Consider the following 20,256-nt stretch of genomic DNA (forward strand, 5'->3'; position numbering starts at 1 on the left):
TGCCATGGTGCATGATCGCAGCTCAGCGGAGTCCCTGTTGCAGGGTCGCAACAGAAAAGACATTCCGGCGACCCGCCGGGCCACGGTGGCCCCGGTCACCGGGCCCGAGTCCGCCGAGCTGGGGCCCGGCTCCTGGGCGCTGGCCCTCGTCCCGCGGCTGGCCCAGTTCGCCGCCGTCGCCCGGCACGAGCACGTCACCCGCGCCGCGCACGAACTGGGCATGCCCCAGCCGACCCTGAGCCGCGCCCTGGTGCGGCTGGAGGACGACCTCGGGGTGACGCTCTTCGCCCGGCACGGCCGCACGCTCTCCCTCACCCCCGCCGGGCACGCCTTCCGCACCGCCGCCGAACGGGCCCTGGCCGACCTGGAACGGGCCACCGAGGCGGTCCGCGCGGACACCGACCCGGCCGCCGGCAAGGTCGCCTTCGGCTTCCTGCACACCCTGGGCACGGAGACCGTCCCCGGCCTGCTCCGGGCCTTCCGCGCCGACCACCCCGGCATCCGCTTCCAGCTCGTCCAGAACTACGGCGAGGCGATGATCGAACGGCTGCGGGCCGGGGACCTCGACCTGTGCCTGACCTCACCGGTGCCGGACTACCCGGACCTGGTCGCCCGCCGCCTCGACGAGCAGAAGCTCCGCCTGGTCGTCCCCGACGACCACCCGCTGGCCCGCCGCAAGCGCATCCGCCTCGCCGAGGCCGCCGGCGAACTCTTCGTCACCCTCGAACCGGGCTACGGGCTGCGCCGGATCACCGACGCGCTGTGCGCCGAGGCCGGGTTCACCCCGCGGGTGGCGTTCGAGGGGGAGGAGGCCGAGACGCTGCGCGGCCTGGTCGCCGCCGGCCTGGGCGTGGCCCTGCTGCCGCCGCCCGCGGTCCCCCGCCCGGGCGTCGCCGAACTCACCGTCACCGCCCCGCGCGCCGTCCGCGAGATCGGCGTCGCCTGGCTCGACGGCCGCGTGGACCCGCCACCGGTCGCCGCCTTCAAGAAGTTCCTCCTGAGCCGGCGGGGGGCGCTGCTGCCGTGACCCGGCACCGGGGCGGCCCCGCAACGGGAGAGGCCCCGCGCCGGACGGCGCCCCCGGTCCGTCAGTGGCGCAGGGACGCGCCGAAGCCGGAGGCCAGGGGCATGCGCAGGCCCAGGGGCGGGGGTGCGGCCAGGGCGTCCAGGACCGGGCGGGCGTAGGAGCGGGCGAAGAGGGCGCCGAGGAGGAAGTCGGTGGCCAGGGCGTGGACCTCGGCGCGGTGCTGGTGCAGCGCGTGGCCGTCGGAGTGCACCTCGAACCGGCAGGTGTCGCGGTTGACCTTCTTGGCGCGCTGGGCGTAGCGGTAGGAGAAGTCGGGGTCCACCCGCTCGTCGTTGGTGCCGTGCACCAGCAGCACCTGACGGCCGATCAGCTGCTTCACCGGATCGGGTGCGGCGCCCGGTTGCCGGGGGTCCGGCAGCCAGGGGGCGAGGGCCAGGACGGCGTGCACGGCCGGGTGCCCGGCGGCGTGCAGCGCGGCGCGGGCGCCCCGCCCGGTGCCGACCAGGGCCACCGGCACGTCGCCGTACCGCCGGACCACCTCGTCCACCGCCCAGGCGGCGTCCTGCGCGGGGTGTGCGGCGGCGCCGTTCCAGCCGCGGCAGCGGTAGTGCACGACATGGGCCGCCAGCCCCTCGGCGCGGCCGGCCCGGGCCAGCCGGGCGGCCAGCGGGCGCACCGCCAGCGCCGGCACCGGCGACGGCCGCCGCAGCCCGGTCGGTCCGCAGCCGGGCAGGAGCAGTGCGACGGCGTTCACCGTCCGGTCCGTGCCGCCCGCTCCCAGCGGTTTTCCCAGCCGGGCCTCGCGCACCGGCAGTGCTTGCTGAGCCATGCGAGAACGATGGCAGAACGCGGCGCGGTGTCCACCCTGCGGACGGGTCACTGTTACGTATCGTTCGATGAGTTCTACGCGCGTAGGGGCTAGAGTGCGGCAATGACGAGCGAGACCAGTACCCTGCCGACCGCAGAACAGATCCGCCGCGCCCCCAAGGTGCTGCTCCACGACCACCTCGACGGCGGGCTGCGCCCCGGCACCGTCGTCGACCTGGCCCGTGAGACCGGCTACGCCTCCCTGCCCGAGACCGACCCGGAGAAGCTGGGGATCTGGTTCCGCGAGGCCGCCGACTCCGGCTCCCTGGAACGCTATCTGGAGACCTTCGCGCACACCTGCGCCGTCATGCAGACCCGGGAGGCGCTCTTCCGGGTCGCCGCCGAGTGCGCCGAGGACCTGGCCGCCGACGGCGTCGTCTACGCCGAGGTCCGCTACGCCCCCGAGCAGCACCTGGAGGCCGGGCTCAGCCTCGAAGAGGTGGTCGAGGCGGTCAACGAGGGCTTCCGGGAGGGTGAGCGGCGGGCCCGCGCGGCCGGCCACCGGATCCGGGTCGGCGCCCTGCTGACCGCGATGCGGCACGCCGCCCGCGCCCTGGAGATCGCCGAACTCGCCAACCGCTACCGCGACCAGGGCGTGGTCGGCTTCGACATCGCCGGCGCCGAGGCCGGCTACCCGCCCACCCGCCACCTCGACGCGTTCGAGTACCTCAAGCGGGAGAACAACCACTTCACCATCCACGCCGGCGAAGCCTTCGGCCTGCCGTCCATCTGGCAGGCGCTCCAGTGGTGCGGCGCCGACCGGCTCGGCCACGGCGTGCGCATCATCGACGACATCGAGGTCGCCGACGACGGCTCGGTCACCCTCGGCCGGCTCGCCTCGTACGTCCGCGACAAGCGCATCCCGCTGGAGCTGTGCCCCACCTCCAACCTCCAGACCGGCGCCGCCGCGTCCTACGCCGAGCACCCCATCGGCCTGCTGCGCCGGTTGCAGTTCCGCTGCACGGTCAACACCGACAACCGCCTCATGAGCGGTACGAGCATGTCCCGGGAATTCGAGCACCTGGTCAAGACATTCCGCTACACGCTCGATGACATGCAGTGGTTCACGGTCAATGGTATGAAGTCAGCTTTCCTTCCTTTCGATGAACGTCTGGCCATGATCAACGACGTCATCAAGCCCGGCTACGCGGAATTGCGCTCCGAATGGCTCTTCCGCCAGAGCGCCGCAACCCCCGCTCCCAGCAGGGAGTCTGACGATCAGTGAGCGGGGCGCGGAGTCGCTAGCGCAACGGCCGGTGGATTGTCCACCGGCCGTTTTTCCGTACGGCCGGGGTGTTTGCGGCGGCGGTGGCGCAATCACTAGGTTTCCTAGCCGGTCAACCCCCATCACGAGGACGTAGAAGCCATGAAGCAGGGAACTGTCAAGACTCTCGGTGCCGTCGCGCTCGGTGCCGCCCTCGCCGCGACCGCCGCGGGCGCCGCCTCCGCCGCCCCGGCGGGCAACTCGATCGACACCCACGGGGTGCTGCGCAGCCTGCCCGTGAAGGACGCCACCAAGACCCTCACCGGGGCGACCAACACCAAGGGCGGCGACGGCAACGACGTCAAGACGCACCTGAACTCCAAGGGCAACAAGCTCCTCGGCGGCCTGCCCGCCGGCGCGGTCACCAAGAACCTCCCCCTCGGCGGCTGATCGGCCCCGCCCCGTCCCCCAGGGGACGCCCCGCGACCGCCCCGGCCCGTGCACCGGTATCCAGTACGGGCCGGGGCTTCGCGCGCTCCGGGGCGCGCCGCGGCTACCAGGCCGCGGCGCCGCCGGCCCGCTGCTCCGAGGGCAGGAGTATCCACAGCGCCAGGTAGACCAGGAACTGCGGGCCGGGCAGCAGGCACGAGAGCAGGAAGATCACCCGCATCGTCGCCGGGCTCGTCCCGAAGCGGCGGGCCAGGCCGGCGCAGACACCGGCGATCATGCGATTGCTGACGGGGCGGACCAGTGCGGCGGCCATGTCGGCCTCCTCCTTCTCGACGCTGCGGGGCGGTCTGCCCCGACCCCTCAAAAGTAGGTCCGGCCGACCGGGAAGACGTCAGCCTGCGGTGCCAGGCCGACCCTGGGGATTCTCGGGGTCGCACCCCCGAGACGGTCGTTCCGGCGGCGGAGCCGGGACCGGGCCGCGGGGACGACCGCCAGGTGCGCCAGCGCCACCCCCAGCGTGTTCAGCAGCACCGCGTCGACGTCCGGCACTTGGCCCGGCACCGCGGTCTGCACCAGCTCGATGGCCAGCGAGATCATCGCCCCGCCGAAGACCGTGCGGGCCACCGACCCGAGGGGGGAAACGTTCAGGCGCCCGCCTGCCAGCGGCAGCAGCACCCCCAGGGGCGCCAGCAGCAGCAGCGGACCGCCCAGGTGCCACACCGCGGCCCAGCCGCCGCGCGCCAGCTCCGCGTCGATCGACGCCAGCGGCTGGAGGTTCGCCGCCGGCACCCACGGCACCGTACGGGGACGCAGCATCAGCCAGCCGACGATCAGCAGATGCACCACGAGGAGGAGAAACCCGGTGGCGCGCAAACGGGGGGCGACGGTGGTGCGGGGGCCATGACGCTGCACACAGGCCAGGACGCCGGTAGCGGGGGCCGCGGTTCCGCCCCCTTGCGCCCGTCTTGGCCGGAACCGCTCAGCTCTCCGCCGACCCCGGGTCGCCCCACCCCGCGTGCTGGGCGATGTCGGGGTTGGCCAGCACGTCCGGGGAGCAGTCGTAGCGGTGCGCCGCCGCGCCGTCCGGGCCGCCCAGCAGCGCCGCCCCGGTGCGGCCCAGCGCGGTGGACCGCCCGTAGGTGCACACCAGCTGCGCCAGCGCGAACGACGGCAGGTCGTCCGGCTGGACGGACAGCCGCAGCGCCTCCGGCGCGTCCCCGGTGCGCGGTCCGTCCACCCGCAGCGACCGGGGCACCGCGGTGCTGAACCCCGCGCGGGTCTCGTCGGCCGACGGCGGGCGCTCCAGCTCCGCCAGCAGGGACCGGGCCGCCCGCAGCCGGAACGCGGCCTGCGGTCCGCCCTGCGGCCCCGCCTCCGCCCGCTCCACCGCGACCAGCGCCGACCCGCACACCAGATAGACCGGCACCCGCGGCCCGTCCGCCGCGCCCGGGGACGCGTCGGAGGCGGGGACGTGGCAGGTCACCCGCGACGGCGCGCCGCCCGCGTCGACCGGCACCGACGTCCCGCGGATCCCGCAGGCCGCGGCGGCCAGCCCCAGCGCCGCCAGCACGGCGCCGCGCCGCGCCGCCCGCCGCGCCGTGCGCAACGGACCGGTGCGCGGGGTCACCGCCGGCCCTCCGCGCCCTCGCCGGGGCCCGCGGGCCGCGCCCGGCCCGCCGCCGGCTCCTCGTCGCCGGCCAGCCGGGAGGCGTCCCGGGGCAGCCGCAGGGTGAACACCGCGCCGCCCTCGGGGTGGTTGGCCGCGCTGATCCGGCCGCCGTGGATGTGGGCGTTCTCCTGCGCGATCGACAGGCCCAGGCCGCTGCCCTCGGAGCGCGGCCGGGACGCGCTCGCCTTGTAGAAACGGTCGAAGACGTGCGGCAGCACCTCCTCCGGGATGCCCGGACCGTGGTCCCGCACCCGGATCACCAGCTGCCCGCCCCCGGGGCCGTCCGGGCCGTCGGGGCCGTCCGGGCCGTCCGCCGGCTCCGGCGCCCCGGCGGCCGCCGCCTCCGCGCCGTCCGCGCCCTCGGGGCGCTCGGCCCGCTCCGGGGGCTCCGGGCGCTCCCCCTGCGCGGTGCCGTCCGCCGCCGGCGGCGCCTCGGCCGGTTCGGTGCGGACCGAGACCCGGACCGGGGAGCCGCCGTGCTTGAGGGCGTTGCCGATGAGGTTCGCCAGGATCACGTCGAGCCGGCGCGGGTCCAGCCGGGCCACGGTGCCGCGGTCGGCGTCCAGCTCCACCGCGTCCAGCCAGGCCCGCGCGTCGATGCAGGCGGTCACCTGGTCGGCGACGTCGACGTCGTCCAGCACCAGCCGGGCGGTGCCGGCGTCGAAGCGGGTGACCTCCATGAGGTTCTCCACCAGGTCGTTCAGCCGCCGGGTCTCGCTGACCACCAGCTGCACGGCCGGCGCGATCATCGGGTCGAGGGAGTCCGCCTCCTCCTCCAGCACCTCGGTGACCGCGGTGATCGCGGTCAGCGGCGTCCGCAGCTCGTGCGACATGTCCGCGACGAACCGCCGGGACGCCGCCTCCCGCCCGCTCAGCTCCTCGACCCGCTGCTGGAGCCGCTCCGCGGTGCGGTTGAAGGTCCGCGACAGGTCGGCCAGCTCGTCCGTGCCGGTCACCCGCAGCCGGGTGTCCAGCCGCCCCTCGCCCAGCTGCCGCGCCGCGTCGCCCAGCCGCTGGACGGGCCGCAGCACGGTCGTCGCGGCGGCCTGCGCCAGCAGCGCCGAGCCGACCAGCGCCAGCGCGGTGGCGATCCCCAGCGACCAGCCCAGCGAGGTGAGGTCCTGCCGCTCGGTGGCCAGCGACTTCATCATGTAGCCGGTCGGCCCGCCGCCGATCACCTGCGCCCCGGCGATGAGGTAGGGGACGCCCCCGACCTCCTTGCGCTGCCAGTACAGGTGGTGCGCGGAGCGGTTGTTCTCGTCGACCGGCCGGACCTCGTCGACGGCGCTGCGCAGCGACTGCGGGACGTCGGCCAGCGTCAGCAGGTCCTTGTCGGTGGTGGCCGCGCACTCCTTGCCCTCGCGGTCCGTGCCGATCAGCAGCACCGTGTAGTTCTGCGGCCCGGCCGCCATCTGCCGGGCGGCGTCCTGGAGTTCGGAGCAGCGCGGGCGCAGCGGCAGCGTGCGGGTGCTGTCCTCCAGCGACTTGCGGAAGTCCTTCAGCGCGGCGTTCTGGGTGCGGTCCAGCACGGTGTTGCGGTTGAGCCAGTACGCGATCCCGGACGCCGAGACCGCCGCGGTCAGCGCCACCAGCGCGAACACCACGACCAGCCGCATCCGCAGACTCGTCAGCCGCAGCAGCCCCGCGGCCCGGCGCAGCCGCCGTCCCGCCCCGCCCCGCCGCTCGCCCTCCCCGGCTCCGGCGCCGCGCGTGGCACCGGCCGTCACTGCGGCGCGTCCAGCCGGTAGCCGACCCCGCGGACGGTACGGATCAGTGTCGGGGAGGAGGGCACGTCCTCCACCTTCGCGCGCAGCCGCTGCACACAGGCGTCCACCAGGCGCGAGTCGCCGAGGTAGTCGTGCTCCCACACCAGCCGCAGCAGCTGCTGCCGGGACAGCGCCTGACCCGGCCGCCGGCTCAGCTCCAGCAGCAACCGCAGCTCGGTCGGGGTCAGTTGCAGATCCTGGCCGTTCTTGGTGACGGTCATCGCCGACCGGTCGATCACCAGCGAGCCGAACGTCGCCGAATCGCTGGACTCCCGCTCGCCGCGCCGCAGCACCGCCCGGATCCGGGCGTCCAGCACCCGGCCCTGCACCGGCTTGACGACATAGTCGTCGGCGCCGGACTCCAGCCCCACCACCACGTCGATGTCATCGCTGCGCGCGGTGAGCAGGATGATGGGCAGCTGGTCCGTACGCCGGATGCGCCGGCACACCTCGAAACCGTCGATGCCCGGCAGCATCACATCCAGCACGATCAGGTCCGGCCGCTGCTCGCGCAGCAGCTTCAGACCGTCCTCGCCCGTCGCCGCGGTCATCACACGGTGACCCTGGCGGGAGAGCGAGAGTTCGAGGGCCGTGCGGATGGCGTCGTCGTCCTCGATCAGCAACAGGAAAGGCACGCTCGCCATTCTGGCGCATGGGACGCCGGGAGATCGACCGGCGCCCGCACCGGTGCCGTCCGGCCCGCTGTCCGGCGCCACGCCGCACCGTGACCGGCCCTGTGACACGCCTGTGACAGACGGGGGACACCGCGATGAAACTGGGTTGGCAGTCTTTTGGGCAGCCGGGAGAGATCAACTCCGCCAGGACGGGAAACCGGCAGCGAAACACCGAACGAACTGGCTCGACCGACGGGGGGCAGCGCGATGAACACACTGCACGGCACGAATACCGGCGCAGTCGTCACGCGCCTCCACGACCTCGGGCGCGAGAAGTCCGGTGCCACCATGACCGGGCGGGGGTGCGGTCGTGGCACCGGACGTCAGCGGCCGCCGTACATGGTGGCCATTGACGCAACGGTGGCGCCCAAGGGGCCCGACGGGGGGAACGGGGGCCAGGAGAGCGCCAACGGGGGGACCGGCGGGGCGGCCGCGTACGGGGAGACGGGGGAGAAGCGCACCGCGGCGGAGGCGGCGGAGGCCGAAGCGGCCTTCACCGCCTACGTCCAGGAGCGCCGCGCCTCCCTGTACGCCACCGCCTACCACCTGACCGGCGACCGCTACGAGGCCGAGGACCTGCTCCAGAGCGCGCTGTTCTCGACCTACCGGGCCTGGGACCGGATCAGCGACAAGGCCGCGCTCGGCGGCTACCTGCGCCGCACCATGACGAACCTGCACATCAGCGCCTGGCGCCGGCGCAGGCTCAACGAGTACCCGACCGAGGAACTGCCCGAGACCGCCGCCGACGCGGACGCCATGCGCGGCACCGAGCTGCGCGCCGTCCTGTGGCAGGCGCTGGCCCGGCTGCCCGAGGCGCAGCGCACCATGCTGGTGCTGCGCTACTACGAGGGCCGCACGGACCCGGAGATCGCGGACATCCTCAACATCAGTGTCGGCACGGTGAAGTCCAGCATCTGGCGCTCGCTGCGCCGGCTGCGCGAGGACGAGGTCCTCAGCTTCGGCCGTGACGAGGAGGAGTCCTTCGGCGCGCTGGTCGCCTGAGGACGGGGGGTAACGGGGGAACGGCCCGAGGGGGATCCGGGGGGAGAGCCCGAGGGGGGCACGGGGGAAGCCGGGGCGACCCGGCGGCAACGGGGGAACACGGGGGAAACGAGCGGGTTCGGGCGGCCGGGGGGTCTGCCCGAACCCGCTCTTGCGTTCTTCCGTATGCCCCGGCCCGGCCCGCGGCACGCGCCACGGCACCCGGCCCGGCGCCGCGCCCAGGGGCGCACCCCAGGGCCCGTCAGGCCCCCAGGGCCCGTCAGGTCCGCACGGCCGCCACCGGATCGTCCGCGCGGGCCGCCGCTATCCGGGCCAGCGCCTCCGGCTTGGCGCACGGGTGCGCGCCGAGCGCGGTGTGCCGGGCCACGAGCGTCCGCTCGCCGCGCAGCAGCCGCAGGCCCCGGCGCAGCAGATACCCCGCAGGCTTCCGGCCCTCGCGCAGATCCCGCAGCAGCCGGCGGCGGAACGTCGTGGCCGGCCGCCCGCGCAGGCACAGCGCGTCGGCCAGCACGCCCGCCGCCCGGCAGCGCGCGACGATGTCGGCGGCGAAGATGCCCTCCGCGATGAACAGCCGCGCCCCGTCGAGCGCCAGCGCCGCCGCACCGGTCCGCGCGCTGGCCGCGATGTCGTACACCGGTACCGCGGTCCGTCCGGTGCGGCACAGCTCCTCGATGGCCGCGAGCGCGGCCCCCGCGTCCCAGGAGAGCGGGGAGTCCCAGTCGGCGCCGCCGCCGTCCGGAAGTTGGGGCAGGGAGGGGTCGGTGCCCTCCTTGTAGAAGTCGTCCAGGTTGAGGACGGGCAGGCCGGTCAGGGCGGCCAGGGACGTCTTCCCGGAGCCGGAGGGCCCGGTCAGCAGGACGACGCGGGCCGGCGGCCGGGCGGTTGAGGGGGAGGTCACGGGTACTCATTGTCGGGCATTGCGCCGTGGGGGGTACCCCTGGCGCGCGAGGTGGAACCCCCGCCACCGCTCAACTACGCTACGCAGTCATCCGATTACGCGGGCGGCCGTGCGCTCGCCCGCGTGACCGGTGGCGTACCACGGCTCCCGATCCACAGGCAGGTGGCACAGATGCCCTCCCACGCACGTCCCAAGCCCCGCCGCGTCCCGCGCGGTCTGCTCCGCGCCGGGCTGGTGGTCTCCGCGGCCGGCGCCGCGCTGACGGGCGGTGCGGCGGCGGCGAACGCGGCCGCCCCCGCCTCCGGCACCGGAACGCAGACCTCCGCGAAGGACACCGGCGCGGTGGCGCACGCGCTGACCCACGCGGTGACGGACTCCGCCGGCGGCGCCCTCGCCCCGGTCAAGGACCTCAAACTCGACCCGCTGGCCAACACCAGCGTCGACCCGCTGGCCAACGCCGTCGGCACCCAGATCGCCGACTTCAAGCCGGTGAGCACCGCGCTGCTGACCGACCCGGTGGCCAAGGGCGGCGCGCTGCGCACCCTCCCGCTGGTCGGGTCCGCGACCCGGATCCTGCCGGGCTAGGGGGTGTCCGGGCGGACGCACCACCGCCCCGGGTGCCGCGGCACCCGGGGCGGTCGTACGTCCGCAACGCGCCCGGCTCAGACACCCATCGGGTGCCACACCGTCTTGGTCTCCAGGAAGGCCAGCAGCCGCTCGGTACCGGGGTCCGCGGTCCAGTCGGCGGCCCGCGGGCGCAGCACCCGCTTGAGGTTGTCGGCCGCCGCGGTCTCCAGCTCCGTTGCCAGTTCGGCGCCGGCGCCGGTCAGGTCCAGCGCGTTGACGTCCTGGTGGGCGGCGAGCGGGGCGGCCAGCTCCGCGGTCCGGCCGGAGAGGAGGTTGACCACCCCGCCCGGCAGGTCGGAGGTGGCCAGCACCTCGGCCAGCGACAGCGCGGGCAGCGGGGCCCGCTCGGCGGCCACGACCACCGCGGTGTTACCGGTGACGATCACCGGGGCGAGCACCGACACCAGGCCCAGGAACGACGACTCCTGCGGGGCCAGCACCGCCACCACGCCCGTCGGCTCCGGGGACGAGAGGTTGAAGTACGGGCCCGCGACCGGGTTCGCCGAACCGGCGATCTGGGCGACCTTGTCGGACCAGCCCGCGTACCAGACCCAGCGGTCCACCGCCGCGTCCACCTGCGCCGCCGCCGCGGCCGGGGACACGCCCTCGGCCGCCGCGACCTCCGCGGCGAACTGCTCGCGGCGGCCCTGGAGCATCTCCGCGACGCGGTAGAGGATCTGCCCGCGGTTGTACGCCGTGGCGCCCGACCAGCCGCCGAACGCCTTGCGGGCGGCGACCACCGCGTCCCGGGCGTCCTTGCGCGAGGCCAGCGGCGCGTTGGCCAGCCAGCCGCCCTCCGTGTCCGTCACCTCGTACACCCGCCCGCTCTCGGACCGGGGGAACTTCCCCCCGACGTACAGCTTGTAGGTCTTGAGAACGCTCAAGCGATCAGACATCGAGGTACGCCTCCAGACCGTGCCGGCCGCCCTCGCGGCCGAAGCCCGACTCCTTGTAGCCGCCGAACGGCGAGGCCGGGTCGAACTTGTTGAACGTGTTGGACCAGATGACCCCGGCCCGCAGCTTGCTCGCCATCCACAGCATCCGGGAGCTCTTCTCCGTCCAGATGCCCGCCGACAGGCCGTACGGCGTGTTGTTGGCCTTGGCCACCGCCTCCTGCGGCGTGCGGAAGGTCAGCACGGACAGCACCGGGCCGAAGATCTCCTCGCGGGCGACCCGGTGGGCCTGGGTGACGCCGGTGAACAGGGTCGGCGCGAACCAGTAACCGGAACCGGGCAGTTCGCACGCCGGGGACCAGCGCTCGGCGCCCTCGGCCTCGCCCGCGTCGGCCAGCTCGGTGATCCGGGCCAGCTGCTCCGCGGAGTTGATCGCGCCGATGTCGGTGTTCTTGTCCAGCGGATCACCCACCCGCAGGGTCGCCATCCGGCGCTTGAGCGCGTCCAGCAGCTCGTCCTGGACGGACTCCTGGACCAGCAGCCGGGAGCCCGCGCAGCACACGTGCCCCTGGTTGAAGAAGATGCCGTTGACGATGCCCTCGACGGCCTGGTCGAGCGGCGCGTCGTCGAAGACGATGTTGGCCGCCTTGCCGCCCAGTTCGAGGGTCAGCTTCTTGTCCGTACCGGCGACCGTGCGGGCGATCGCCTTGCCCACCTCGGTGGAGCCGGTGAAGGCCACCTTGTCGATGCCCGGGTGCCCGGCCAGCGCCGCGCCGGTGCTGCCGTCACCGGTGACGATGTTGACGACGCCCTTGGGCAGCCCCGCCTGGCGGCAGATGTCCGCGAAGAACAGCGCGGAGAGCGGGGTGGTCTCGGCCGGCTTGAGCACGACCGTGTTGCCGCAGGCCAGCGCCGGCGCGACCTTCCACGCCAGCATCAGCAGCGGGAAGTTCCAGGGGATGATCTGGCCGGCCACGCCCAGCGGCTTCGGGTCCGGCCCGAAGCCCGCGTGGCCGAGCTTGTCCGCCCAGCCCGCGTGGTAGAAGAAGTGCGCGGCCACCAGCGGCAGGTCGGCGTCCCGCGACTCGCGGATCGGCTTGCCGTTGTCCAGCGTCTCCAGGACGGCCAGCTCGCGCGAGCGCTCCTGGATGATCCGGGCGATCCGGAAGAGGTACTTGGCGCGCTCGGCACCGGGCAGCGCCGACCACTTCTCGAACGCCTTCCGGGCGGCCCCGACGGCGCGGTCCACGTCGTCCGCGGTGCCCTGGGTGTACTCGGCGAGCACCTCCTCGGTGGCGGGCGAGACGGTCTTGCGGAGGCCGCCGCCCGCGCCCTCGGTGAACTCGCCGTCGATGAACAGCCCGTAGGAGGGCGCCAGGTCCACGACGGAGCGCGACTCGGGCGCCGGTGCGTAGTCAAAGGTCATGGTCAGTCCACCGTGACGTAGTCGGGGCCGGAGTAGCGGCCGGTGCTGAGCTTCTGGCGCTGCATCAGCAGGTCGTTGAGGAGGCTGGACGCGCCGAACCGGAACCAGTCGGCGGTCAGCCACTCCTCGCCCAGCGTCTCGTTCACCATCACCAGGTACTTGATCGCGTCCTTGGTCGTCCGGATGCCGCCGGCCGGTTTGACGCCGACCTGGACGCCGGTGGCCGCGCGGAAGTCCCGGACCGCCTCCAGCATCAGCAGCGTCACCGGGGGCGTGGCGTTCACCGCCACCTTGCCGGTCGAGGTCTTGATGAAGTCGGCGCCGGCCAGCATCGCCAGCCAGGACACCCGGCGCACGTTGTCGTACGTCTCCAGCTCACCGGTCTCGAAGATCACCTTCAGGTGGGCGGCGCTGCCGTCCGGGCGGGCGCACGCCTCCTTCACGGCCTTGATCTCCTCGAAGACCGCCAGGTAGCGGCCGGAGAGGAAGGCGCCCCGGTCGATCACCATGTCGATCTCGTCGGCGCCGGCGGCCACCGCGTCCCGGGTGTCGGCCAGCTTGACCGGCAGCGCCGCCCGGCCCGCCGGGAAGGCGGTGGCGACCGAGGCGACGTGGATCCCGGAACCGGCCAGCGCCTCCTTGGCGGTGGCGACCATGTCCGGGTAGACGCAGATCGCGGCGACCTTGGGGGTGGTGCGGTCGGTGGGGTCGGGGTGGACACCCTTGGCGCACAGCGCCCGGACCTTGCCGGGGGTGTCCGCGCCTTCGAGCGTCGTCAGGTCGATCATCGAGATGGCCAGGTCGATGGCGTACGCCTTGGCCGAGGTCTTGATCGAGCGGGTGCCGAGCGTGGCGGCGCGGGCCTGTAGCCCTACCGCGTCGACGCCGGGGAGTCCGTGCAGGAAGCGGCGCAGCGCCCCGTCCGAGGCGGTCACGTCCGCCATCGCAGCCAGGCGCCCCGCGGCCTCTTTGCCGTATGCGGGAACAGTGGTGGGCATGGTCACGAGGGGAGCATATCTACGCGCGTAGCGTCCTGTCACCCCCCGGATCCGGACGCTCTTGCCCACAACGGGCGGGAGGTCGGGCGGGAACGGGGTGAATGTCCGGAAAAGCGGACCGCCGGGTCCGCTGCGCCACGGTCCCGCATCGATGCCGTAACGCAATGTCCGGCATGCGGACGGTCAGGCAGAATCGGCGGCATGACGAGCCCGGAACGGTCCACCTCGCCCGCACAGCAGTACGCGGATCGCAGCTACCGCTCACCGGCGGCCCTGGCCGGCGGCGCCCTCCTCATCCTGCTCGGCCTCTGGCTCGGCATCGACGCGGTGCTGCGCGGCACCCCCGCCACCAAGCTCACCGCGGTCTTCGCACTGCTCCTCGCGGTCCCGCTGATCACCGCCTTCTCGCTGCGCCCGCAGGTCCGGGCGAACGACGACCGGCTCCTGGTGCGCAACCCGTTCCGGACGATCGTCCTGCCCTGGTCCGCCGTCGAGGACCTGCGCGCGGCCTTCTCCGCCGAGGTGTTCACCCACGACGGCACCAAGTACCAGCTCTGGGCCGTCCCGGTCTCCCTCCGCCAGCGCAAGAAGGCGACCCGCCAGGCGGCCCGGGGCGCCGCGGGCCGCCCCCGCTTCGGCCTCAACGCGGACACCGGCCCGGTCCCCAAGGCGATGGCCGACCAGACCCTGGCCGAACTCCGCGACCTCAAGGACCGCGCCGCCCACCGCGACACCGCCCAGGGCGACCCGGAAGTCCGCTGGTCCTACGCCATCCTGGCCCCGGCCGCGGTGGGCGCGGTGGGCCTGGCGGTGACCCTCCTCCTCTGACCCCGGGCCCCGCCCGGGATGCGAACGGCCCGCCCTCTCCGGCCATCGGGAGAGGGCGGGCCGCGTTCCCTCACCGCGCGGGCGGCCCCTGCGCGGCACCCTTCAGGGAAGCGCCCGGGACGCTTCCCGCAGGGCGGACCGGCGCCACGAGCCGGGCCCGTGGGCCCTCAGGGGACGCGCGCCGCCCCTGCTCCTGGCATGGCCGGCCGGGGGAGTCCTGTCCGGGCACCGGCCCGTCCCCACCCCTGTCCTCGTCACCGTCACCGCCGATCTCGTCACCGTCTTCCTCCGGATCGCCCTCCCACCGCCGCAGCCGGTCGCCCCGGCTCGCCGAGACGCGGTGGACGTTGATCAGGTGGGTGTTCAACTCCACGGCGAGCAGGTGGAGTTCGCCGGGTGTCCAGGTCCGGTCGGTGAGGATGCGGCAGGCTTCCTCGATGAGTGCGGCGGCCGCGTCCATCTGCTCGGCCTCCACCCGGTCGGCCAGGCGCGAGACGTAGCCGGTGCCGGTGCCGCCGAGGAGGTAGCACGGCTTGCCGTCGGGGCCGGTCCAGGGGAGGAGGCGGGCGGTGTCCATGGGGTTCGTGGCATGGCCTCGCGCGGCGGCATGGGGCATGTCGTCATCTCCCTGTTCATGGAGGGCCGGCCCCGGATCGCTCGTACGGTCGCGCGGGGGCGGGCGGTACGTGGCTCGCCGGGTGCGCTGCCCCGGCCGAGTGAACTAGTTCAGTATCGGAGTGGCCGAAGCACTCGCGCTACGGATTCGAGTGCTCTAGTGTGCTGAGCGTCATCGTTTCCCAACTGGCATGAGGGGCGCGGGAGATGGCTGGTACGAAAACATTCACGAAGATCTCCGATCACTTCCGGGAGCGGATCCTGTCGGGCGATCTGGAGCCGGGGGCGAAACTGCCCACGAACCGGGAGATCTCGGGACAGTGGCAGGTGGCCGCCGCCACGGTGTCCCGTGCTCTCCAGGCACTCCAGGTCGAGGGGTACATCCGCACCACCCCCCGGGGTACGTACGTCGCCGACGATCCGGTGTGGACGCTGTCGGCGCGTGACCGGCTCGCCCGGGTCCAGCGCGTCAAATCGTTCCTCGCGGACGGCGAGACGAGCCGGGTGACGGCGGCCGAGCTGGTGACACCACCCCTGTACGTCGCCGAGATCTTCGATCTGGACACGGGTGACCAGGTGGTGCGCCGGGAGTGGCTGGCGGGACGGGGCAAGACCCGTACGGTCTTCGCGGTGACGTGGTACCCGGCACCGTTCGCCGCCCTCGTCCCGGACCTGCTGAACATCGCGCCGGGGCGCAACCACGGCCTGTCCGCGCGGGTACTGGAGGCCACGGGGCGCACCATCACGCACGCCAGGGACGACATGCACGCCCGGTCCGCCGACGCGCGCGAGGCAAGTGCTCTGGGCCTCCCCGTGGGCTCCCCGATCCTCGCGGGTGCGCACCGCTGGTCCGACGCCGACGGCGTCATCGAGTACGGCGAGTGGTGCCTGCCGCCCCGTTTCACGATCGGGTACGAATACCAGCCGTGAATCGCCGAGGGCCGGGCTCCTGCGGGTCCGGCCCTCGGCGTGTATGGCGAGACGGGCCGTCAGTTGAGCAGGTAACGCGGAGACCTGCCCGGGCGGGACTTCCTCGTCCCCTCGCCCGCCGGGTCGTCGTCCGCCCCGGCCGTGCTGTCCAGCAGGAGCAGACGCGCGCCCCGGCTCGCCGAGACGCGGTGGATGTTGATCAGGAGTGTGTTCAACTCGACCGCCAGCAGGTGGAGTTCACCGGGTGTACAGGTCCGGTCGGCGAGGCGCGAGACGTAGCCGGTGCCGGTGCCGGTGCCGCCCAGGAGGTAGCACGGCTTCCCGTCGGGGCCGGTCCAGGGGAGGAGGCGGGCGGTGTCCATGGGGTTCATCGCACCGTCACCCCACCGGGTCGGCCGAATGGCGGGGGACAGATGCGACGACCTGTGAGGTGCCTCCTCAGGGTTCTCGGAATTTCTCATCCGTGTCCCCATTGCGGAAGCGGCCGGTCAGGGGTCTGCAACCACAGCGCATGCCGGCCATCGGGCTCTACGGTCAGACCGAACCGCTCCGGGCCGGGACGGCTCTGGCTCCGCCACCAGCGGTACGCCGCCTCGACCTCGCGCCAGAGGCGGCGGTCCCCGTGCTCCCAGACCGTGAAGCGTTCGGCCGTCTCCCCGTCCCAGTCGACGGCGGCCCAGGACGTGGCGTCGGTGGTGGCCAGCCAGAGGCGTGCGGACACCCCGTCGACGCCGGGGCCCTCGTGCCAGGTCCACCACACATCGGGGAGCTGGAGTCCGAGGGCGAACTGCGCCGCCCAGTCGTCCCCGGCGACAGACCAGGGAGGCAGGGCGGTGGATCTCTCGTCGGGCACGTGGTCGTCCCGCACCACGTCACGGAAGATCCGCAGGTCGGTGCGCTGGCCGCGCAGGAGCATGAACGCGGACCGGGGATGGAAGCGGCCGGCGGCGCTCCCGTCGGATGCCGCGACGAGCCGCACCAGCCCGTAGCAGAGCCATGGTGTCTCCCAGGGGAGGAGCAGCACACCGCCGGGCTTCACACGGGCCACCCAGCCGGGCGGCACGCTGCGGACGGAACAGGTCGCCAGCAGGCGGTCGAGGTCGTGGCACACGTCCAGCGCGTCCGGTTCGGCCGCGTCTCCGGTGACGACGCGGGGAGCCAGCCCGGCCGCCCGCAGGTTCGCCGTCGCGCGCTCGGCCAGCGCCGGGTCCACCTCGACCGTGGTCACCAGGTCGGGACCCAGCCGGTGGGCCAGCAGGCCGGCGTTCCAGCCGGTCCCCGTCCCGATCTCCAGGACGCGGTGCCCGTCGCGTACGCCGAGCAGGTCCAGCATCGCGAAGACGATGCCGGGGGCGGAGGCGGAGCAGGACGGCCAGCGTTCACCGTCCCCGGGGTCGGCGCCGTCATTGAGCTGGGTCACGACGGGGGCGTCGGTGTAGGCCGCGCGCAGCCAGCCCTCCGGGTCCTTTCGGCGGTCGCACGGAACGAGGTCGTCGCCCAGCCACACCAGGTCGGGAAGGAACAGGTGGCGGGGCACGCCCTCGCAGGCCGCCGCCCACTCTGGCGCCAGGGGCTGCGGCAGCGTCTCGTTCAGCCGGCCGAGCAGGCCGCTCGCGGCGGCTCGCTCGGCGGCTCCGGTGGCCACGGTCATCCGCCGGCTCCTACTTCCCCTTGCCGTGGTTCGGACCCGGGCTCGGGTCCTTGGTGTCGGACGACGGCTTGGCCGTCCCCGGGTCCTTGCCCCCGGCGTGCTTCCCGTCGCCACCGCTGCCGCCCTTGCCGGTTCCCCATGCCATTGCTGATCTCCTGTCCTCGTGTGTGTCGTCGTGCGGACGCGCACGCGCCGGCACGCCCTGCCGTGGTCGTTCTGACGGTCCCGCCCTCCGCCGTACGGGGGAGGGCGGGACCGCTCTCCCTCACCGTGCGGGCGGGACCCGCGCGGCACCCTTCAGGGGAGCGCCCGGGACGCTCCCCGCAGGACGGACCGGCGCCGCGAGCCGGGCCCGTGGGCCCGTTGGGGCAGCGCGCTGCCGCTGCTCGCGGTTTCGCCGGTCGGGGGAGTTCTGTGCGGACGGGAGGTCCTCGTCCTCCTCGTCCGCCGGGTCGTCGTCCTCCTCGGACGCGCCTGCCGCCAGGAGCAGGCGTGCGCCCCGGCTCGCCGAGACGCGGTGGACGTTGATCAGGTGGGTGTTCAACTCGACGGCGAGCAGGTGGAGTTCGCCGGGTGTCCAGGTGCGGTCGGTGAGGATGCGGCAGGCTTCCTCGATGAGTGCGGCGGCCGCGTCCATCTGTTCGGCCTCCACCCGGTCGGCCAGGCGCGAGACGTAGCCGGTGCCGGTGCCGCCGAGGAGGTAGCACGGCTTGCCCTCGGGGCCGGCCCAGGGGAGGAGGCGGGCGGTGTCCATGGGGTTCACGGGGTCCGCAGGACGGTCGTCGGCGAGGGCGCGGGTCATGTCGTCGACTCCTGCTGCGGCGCCGTCCGCATGACGTGCAGGAAGCCGCCGGCCTGCTCGATCTCGCGGGCGACCCGCTCGTACTCCTCCGTCGTGGTCGAGACCATCGCACGCTGTGCCGTGACCATCGCCCCGGCCGCGCCGGAGCTGACGAGCTCGACCGCCTGCCGGAACCCGGCCCGGTCCTCCGGCGGCAGCGGCCCCGCGTCGTCCACGATCACGGCCGCGATCTCCCAGCAGAACGCGTCGGCGTACTCGGCGCACTCCGTACGTAAGCGGTCGAGCGGTACGCCGGGGAGGCGGCAGAGGTAGATCACGCAGCGGAAACGTCCGAACCGCGTGCTCCCGGGAAGGGTGGCGGCCTCCACCGGGCCGACGCCCGCCGCCGCGTCAGCGAGAGCCTGCCGCCGCCGTGCGTCGCCCTCGGACCGGCGGGCCACCGGGGGCCGCTGCCGCGGCCCGCGCTCAGTATTGACCATGCGTCCATCGTGTCCGGTCCCTCACGGAGGGTGAAGAGATGAGGCGTAGGGTGCAGCGAGGGCGCGGGATCAGCCGTCGTACGCCGCGTAGGACTTACGCGATCAGCGGCACCCCGATGAGTTCGCTGATGTTGCGCACTCGCGCCACGGACACCTTGGCCAGGCGCTTTCCGATGACACCGGGGAGCGCCTGGTGCCTGACCCACTGCGGGGCGTCGAGGGCCACCTCGATCAGGGTGTCGGCGGACCGGTCGTAGAGGCCGGCCGCGCACTGCGCGAGGGCGACATCGAGCTTGTACCTGTTGCGCGCGACCTTCGACATGGTCCGGGGGAGCTTCTTCATCTCGGGCTCGTCGGCCAGCTTGAGGGCGCGCCCGTAGTTCTTCAATGCGACCTGGATGCCAACCGCCTCGGTCTTCGCGGCCGTTGGGCCGAAGTGGGTGCCGTAGAGCTTCTCGTCGCGGCCCAGCCGCGCCGCGGCGGCGAGCGCCTGCGACAGGTAGTCGTCCGCCGCGTGCTCGTCCTCCCGCCGCGACGCGGCGACGGCCGCCGAGATCATGAGGCGGCCATAGGCGAGGAGTTCGGGGCGGGAGGGCTTGCTGAACGATGGCTCGATCGCCAGCGCGGCCCGCTCGGCCACCGCGACCGCCCGGGGCGTCTTGGCGCTGCGCAGGTAGATCCACGACAGCGTGGACTCCAGCAGCGCCGACACCACGGGGTCACCGGCTTCCCTGGCCAGAAGCTTGGCGGAGGTGAGTGCGCTCAGCGCCAGGTCGCGCCTCCCGAAGCCGTTCGCGCAGGAAGCGGCGACCCGATACGTGCTCGCCAGGACCAGCGCGAGCTGTTCCCGCTCAGCCCCCGTGGCGCTGCTGTAACGGACCTGCCCCTCCATGAGGATCTTCGATGCCAGACTGCTCACCCTGGCGCTGTCGCTGGCCCAGTAGGCGGCCCAGGCGAGGTCGCGTGCTTCGGCCAGCTCGCCGAGCGTGCTGGGATCGCCGACGCCGTCCCATTCCCCGAGTGCGCTGTCGTGCACCGCTTCGGACAACTGGTGCAGCGCGGCACGGTCGTCGCGGTTCATCCCCCGCCGCGGCGCCTGCTGCCCCAGGATCACCGCTACGTCGGTCTTGAGGGCGTTGGCGAGTTTCAGCAGGGAGCCGACGGACAGCTCACCCCGGTCCTGCTCCGCCTTCTGCACCAGGGCGAGTGAGACGCCCGCGGCCTCGGCGAGCCCCTGCTGCGTCAGATCGGAGCCCCGCAGATGCTTGATGCGCTTGCCTGTCGTCAGGTCTGCCCAGTTGCTCACGATCACCTCGGTGGGTCGGCTCGGGCTCAGTGGCTGTATCCCGATGGTAGGGCGCGCCACTGACACTTCCAGGGCGAACGGAACAAGCCGCCGTTGCTCGAAAACACCGATGGCCGGGCCCCTCCTGGGAGACAGTGAGTACGC

Annotated in this window: 24 protein-coding genes; 7 read left to right on the forward strand and 17 right to left on the reverse strand. The window is 73.6% G+C overall.

All coding sequences use genetic code 11. The annotated features are described in order from the left end of the window. The first annotated feature begins 4 nt into the window (after window positions 1–4). Window positions 5–1,027: a LysR family transcriptional regulator gene (locus tag MUU72_RS08025; RefSeq protein WP_248012431.1), complete on the forward strand. Its 1,023-nt coding sequence runs from the start codon at window positions 5–7 to the stop codon at window positions 1,025–1,027. Between the two features lie 61 nt (window positions 1,028–1,088). On the opposite strand, the gene MUU72_RS08030 is transcribed toward MUU72_RS08025, so the two are convergent. Next, window positions 1,089–1,856 carry an alpha/beta hydrolase gene (locus MUU72_RS08030; protein WP_248012432.1) on the reverse strand — a complete coding sequence of 256 codons (768 nt, stop codon included), beginning with the start codon at window positions 1,854–1,856 and terminating at the stop codon, window positions 1,089–1,091. Between the two features lie 102 nt (window positions 1,857–1,958). Here MUU72_RS08030 and MUU72_RS08035 point away from each other — a divergent pair, with 102 nt between their 5' ends. Next, on the forward strand, window positions 1,959–3,119 hold the full coding sequence (locus MUU72_RS08035) for an adenosine deaminase (protein WP_248012433.1): 1,161 nt from the start codon (window positions 1,959–1,961) through the stop codon (window positions 3,117–3,119). A 141-nt stretch (window positions 3,120–3,260) separates the two neighbouring features. Beyond that, entirely contained in the window at window positions 3,261–3,548 is a 288-nt protein-coding gene (locus MUU72_RS08040) for a hypothetical protein (RefSeq protein ID WP_248012434.1), read from the forward strand. A gap of 103 nt (window positions 3,549–3,651) precedes the next feature. Here the strand turns inward: MUU72_RS08040 and MUU72_RS08045 are convergent, their stop codons facing one another. From MUU72_RS08045 to afsQ1, 5 genes are all read right to left on the reverse strand, one after another. Further along, window positions 3,652–3,861 carry a PspC domain-containing protein gene (locus MUU72_RS08045; protein WP_248012435.1) on the reverse strand — a complete coding sequence of 70 codons (210 nt, stop codon included), beginning with the start codon at window positions 3,859–3,861 and terminating at the stop codon, window positions 3,652–3,654. A gap of 47 nt (window positions 3,862–3,908) precedes the next feature. Continuing rightward, entirely contained in the window at window positions 3,909–4,421 is a 513-nt protein-coding gene (locus MUU72_RS08050; RefSeq protein ID WP_282503787.1) for a VanZ family protein, read from the reverse strand. A 106-nt stretch (window positions 4,422–4,527) separates the two neighbouring features. Next, window positions 4,528–5,175, reverse strand: coding sequence for a hypothetical protein (locus MUU72_RS08055; protein ID WP_248012437.1), 648 nt, complete (start codon window positions 5,173–5,175; stop codon window positions 4,528–4,530). Continuing rightward, window positions 5,172–6,944, reverse strand: coding sequence for an ATP-binding protein (locus tag MUU72_RS08060; RefSeq protein WP_372503026.1), 1,773 nt, complete (start codon window positions 6,942–6,944; stop codon window positions 5,172–5,174). Before MUU72_RS08060 ends, MUU72_RS08055 begins: the two co-directional genes overlap by 4 nt. Further along, window positions 6,941–7,618: a two-component system response regulator AfsQ1 gene (afsQ1, locus tag MUU72_RS08065; RefSeq protein WP_016571665.1), complete on the reverse strand. Its 678-nt coding sequence runs from the start codon at window positions 7,616–7,618 to the stop codon at window positions 6,941–6,943. The genes MUU72_RS08060 and afsQ1 overlap by 4 nt, the downstream gene beginning before the upstream one ends. 246 nt (window positions 7,619–7,864) lie before the next feature. Between afsQ1 and MUU72_RS08070 the strand changes: the two genes are divergently transcribed. Beyond that, window positions 7,865–8,659 carry a SigE family RNA polymerase sigma factor gene (locus MUU72_RS08070; protein WP_248012438.1) on the forward strand — a complete coding sequence of 265 codons (795 nt, stop codon included), beginning with the start codon at window positions 7,865–7,867 and terminating at the stop codon, window positions 8,657–8,659. Window positions 8,660–8,918: 259 nt separating this feature from the next. On the opposite strand, the gene MUU72_RS08075 is transcribed toward MUU72_RS08070, so the two are convergent. Continuing rightward, window positions 8,919–9,557, reverse strand: a complete 639-nt coding sequence (locus MUU72_RS08075) for an ATP-binding protein (RefSeq protein ID WP_248012439.1) — start codon at window positions 9,555–9,557, stop codon at window positions 8,919–8,921. 171 nt (window positions 9,558–9,728) lie between these two features. Between MUU72_RS08075 and MUU72_RS08080 the strand changes: the two genes are divergently transcribed. Beyond that, window positions 9,729–10,142 carry a hypothetical protein gene (locus MUU72_RS08080; protein WP_248012440.1) on the forward strand — a complete coding sequence of 138 codons (414 nt, stop codon included), beginning with the start codon at window positions 9,729–9,731 and terminating at the stop codon, window positions 10,140–10,142. 77 nt (window positions 10,143–10,219) lie between these two features. Here the strand turns inward: MUU72_RS08080 and MUU72_RS08085 are convergent, their stop codons facing one another. The 3 genes from MUU72_RS08085 to deoC are packed head-to-tail and all read right to left on the reverse strand — an operon-like array spanning window position 10,220 to window position 13,501. Then, window positions 10,220–11,080: an aldehyde dehydrogenase family protein gene (locus MUU72_RS08085; protein ID WP_248012441.1), complete on the reverse strand. Its 861-nt coding sequence runs from the start codon at window positions 11,078–11,080 to the stop codon at window positions 10,220–10,222. Next, window positions 11,073–12,503, reverse strand: coding sequence for an aldehyde dehydrogenase family protein (locus MUU72_RS08090; RefSeq protein ID WP_248012442.1), 1,431 nt, complete (start codon window positions 12,501–12,503; stop codon window positions 11,073–11,075). Before MUU72_RS08090 ends, MUU72_RS08085 begins: the two co-directional genes overlap by 8 nt. Window positions 12,504–12,505: 2 nt before the next feature. After that, a complete protein-coding gene (gene deoC / locus MUU72_RS08095) occupies window positions 12,506–13,501 on the reverse strand; it encodes a deoxyribose-phosphate aldolase (protein WP_248012482.1) in 996 nt (331 codons plus the stop codon). A 201-nt stretch (window positions 13,502–13,702) separates the two neighbouring features. On the opposite strand from deoC, the gene MUU72_RS08100 reads away from it, so the two are divergent. Continuing rightward, window positions 13,703–14,329: a PH domain-containing protein gene (locus tag MUU72_RS08100; protein ID WP_248012443.1), complete on the forward strand. Its 627-nt coding sequence runs from the start codon at window positions 13,703–13,705 to the stop codon at window positions 14,327–14,329. 70 nt (window positions 14,330–14,399) lie between these two features. On the opposite strand, the gene MUU72_RS08105 is transcribed toward MUU72_RS08100, so the two are convergent. Beyond that, a complete protein-coding gene (locus tag MUU72_RS08105; RefSeq protein ID WP_248012444.1) occupies window positions 14,400–14,945 on the reverse strand; it encodes a hypothetical protein in 546 nt (181 codons plus the stop codon). A gap of 206 nt (window positions 14,946–15,151) precedes the next feature. Between MUU72_RS08105 and MUU72_RS08110 the strand changes: the two genes are divergently transcribed. Then, window positions 15,152–15,874 (forward strand): GntR family transcriptional regulator, encoded by a 723-nt coding sequence (locus MUU72_RS08110; RefSeq protein ID WP_248012445.1) that lies wholly within the window; start codon window positions 15,152–15,154, stop codon window positions 15,872–15,874. A 59-nt stretch (window positions 15,875–15,933) separates the two neighbouring features. Here the strand turns inward: MUU72_RS08110 and MUU72_RS08115 are convergent, their stop codons facing one another. From MUU72_RS08115 to MUU72_RS08135, 6 genes are all read right to left on the reverse strand, one after another. After that, window positions 15,934–16,245 carry a hypothetical protein gene (locus MUU72_RS08115; RefSeq protein ID WP_248012446.1) on the reverse strand — a complete coding sequence of 104 codons (312 nt, stop codon included), beginning with the start codon at window positions 16,243–16,245 and terminating at the stop codon, window positions 15,934–15,936. An 86-nt stretch (window positions 16,246–16,331) separates the two neighbouring features. Next, window positions 16,332–17,525 (reverse strand): methyltransferase domain-containing protein, encoded by a 1,194-nt coding sequence (locus tag MUU72_RS08120; protein WP_248012447.1) that lies wholly within the window; start codon window positions 17,523–17,525, stop codon window positions 16,332–16,334. Between the two features lie 10 nt (window positions 17,526–17,535). Next, window positions 17,536–17,670, reverse strand: a complete 135-nt coding sequence (locus MUU72_RS35230; protein ID WP_282503788.1) for a hypothetical protein — start codon at window positions 17,668–17,670, stop codon at window positions 17,536–17,538. A 120-nt stretch (window positions 17,671–17,790) separates the two neighbouring features. After that, window positions 17,791–18,327, reverse strand: a complete 537-nt coding sequence (locus tag MUU72_RS35585; RefSeq protein WP_308403793.1) for a hypothetical protein — start codon at window positions 18,325–18,327, stop codon at window positions 17,791–17,793. Further along, a complete protein-coding gene (locus tag MUU72_RS08130) occupies window positions 18,324–18,806 on the reverse strand; it encodes a hypothetical protein (protein WP_248012448.1) in 483 nt (160 codons plus the stop codon). Before MUU72_RS08130 ends, MUU72_RS35585 begins: the two co-directional genes overlap by 4 nt. Before the next feature lie 94 nt (window positions 18,807–18,900). Then, the gene (locus tag MUU72_RS08135) at window positions 18,901–20,112 is read right to left on the reverse strand and encodes a helix-turn-helix domain-containing protein (RefSeq protein WP_248012449.1); all 1,212 of its coding nucleotides are present in this window, start codon (window positions 20,110–20,112) and stop codon (window positions 18,901–18,903) included. Between the last annotated feature and the right edge of the window lie 144 nt (window positions 20,113–20,256).

The sequence above is a fragment of the Streptomyces rhizoryzae genome, from assembly GCF_023155275.1.
GTDB classification, from domain to species: Bacteria; Actinomycetota; Actinomycetes; order Streptomycetales; family Streptomycetaceae; genus Streptomyces; species Streptomyces rhizoryzae.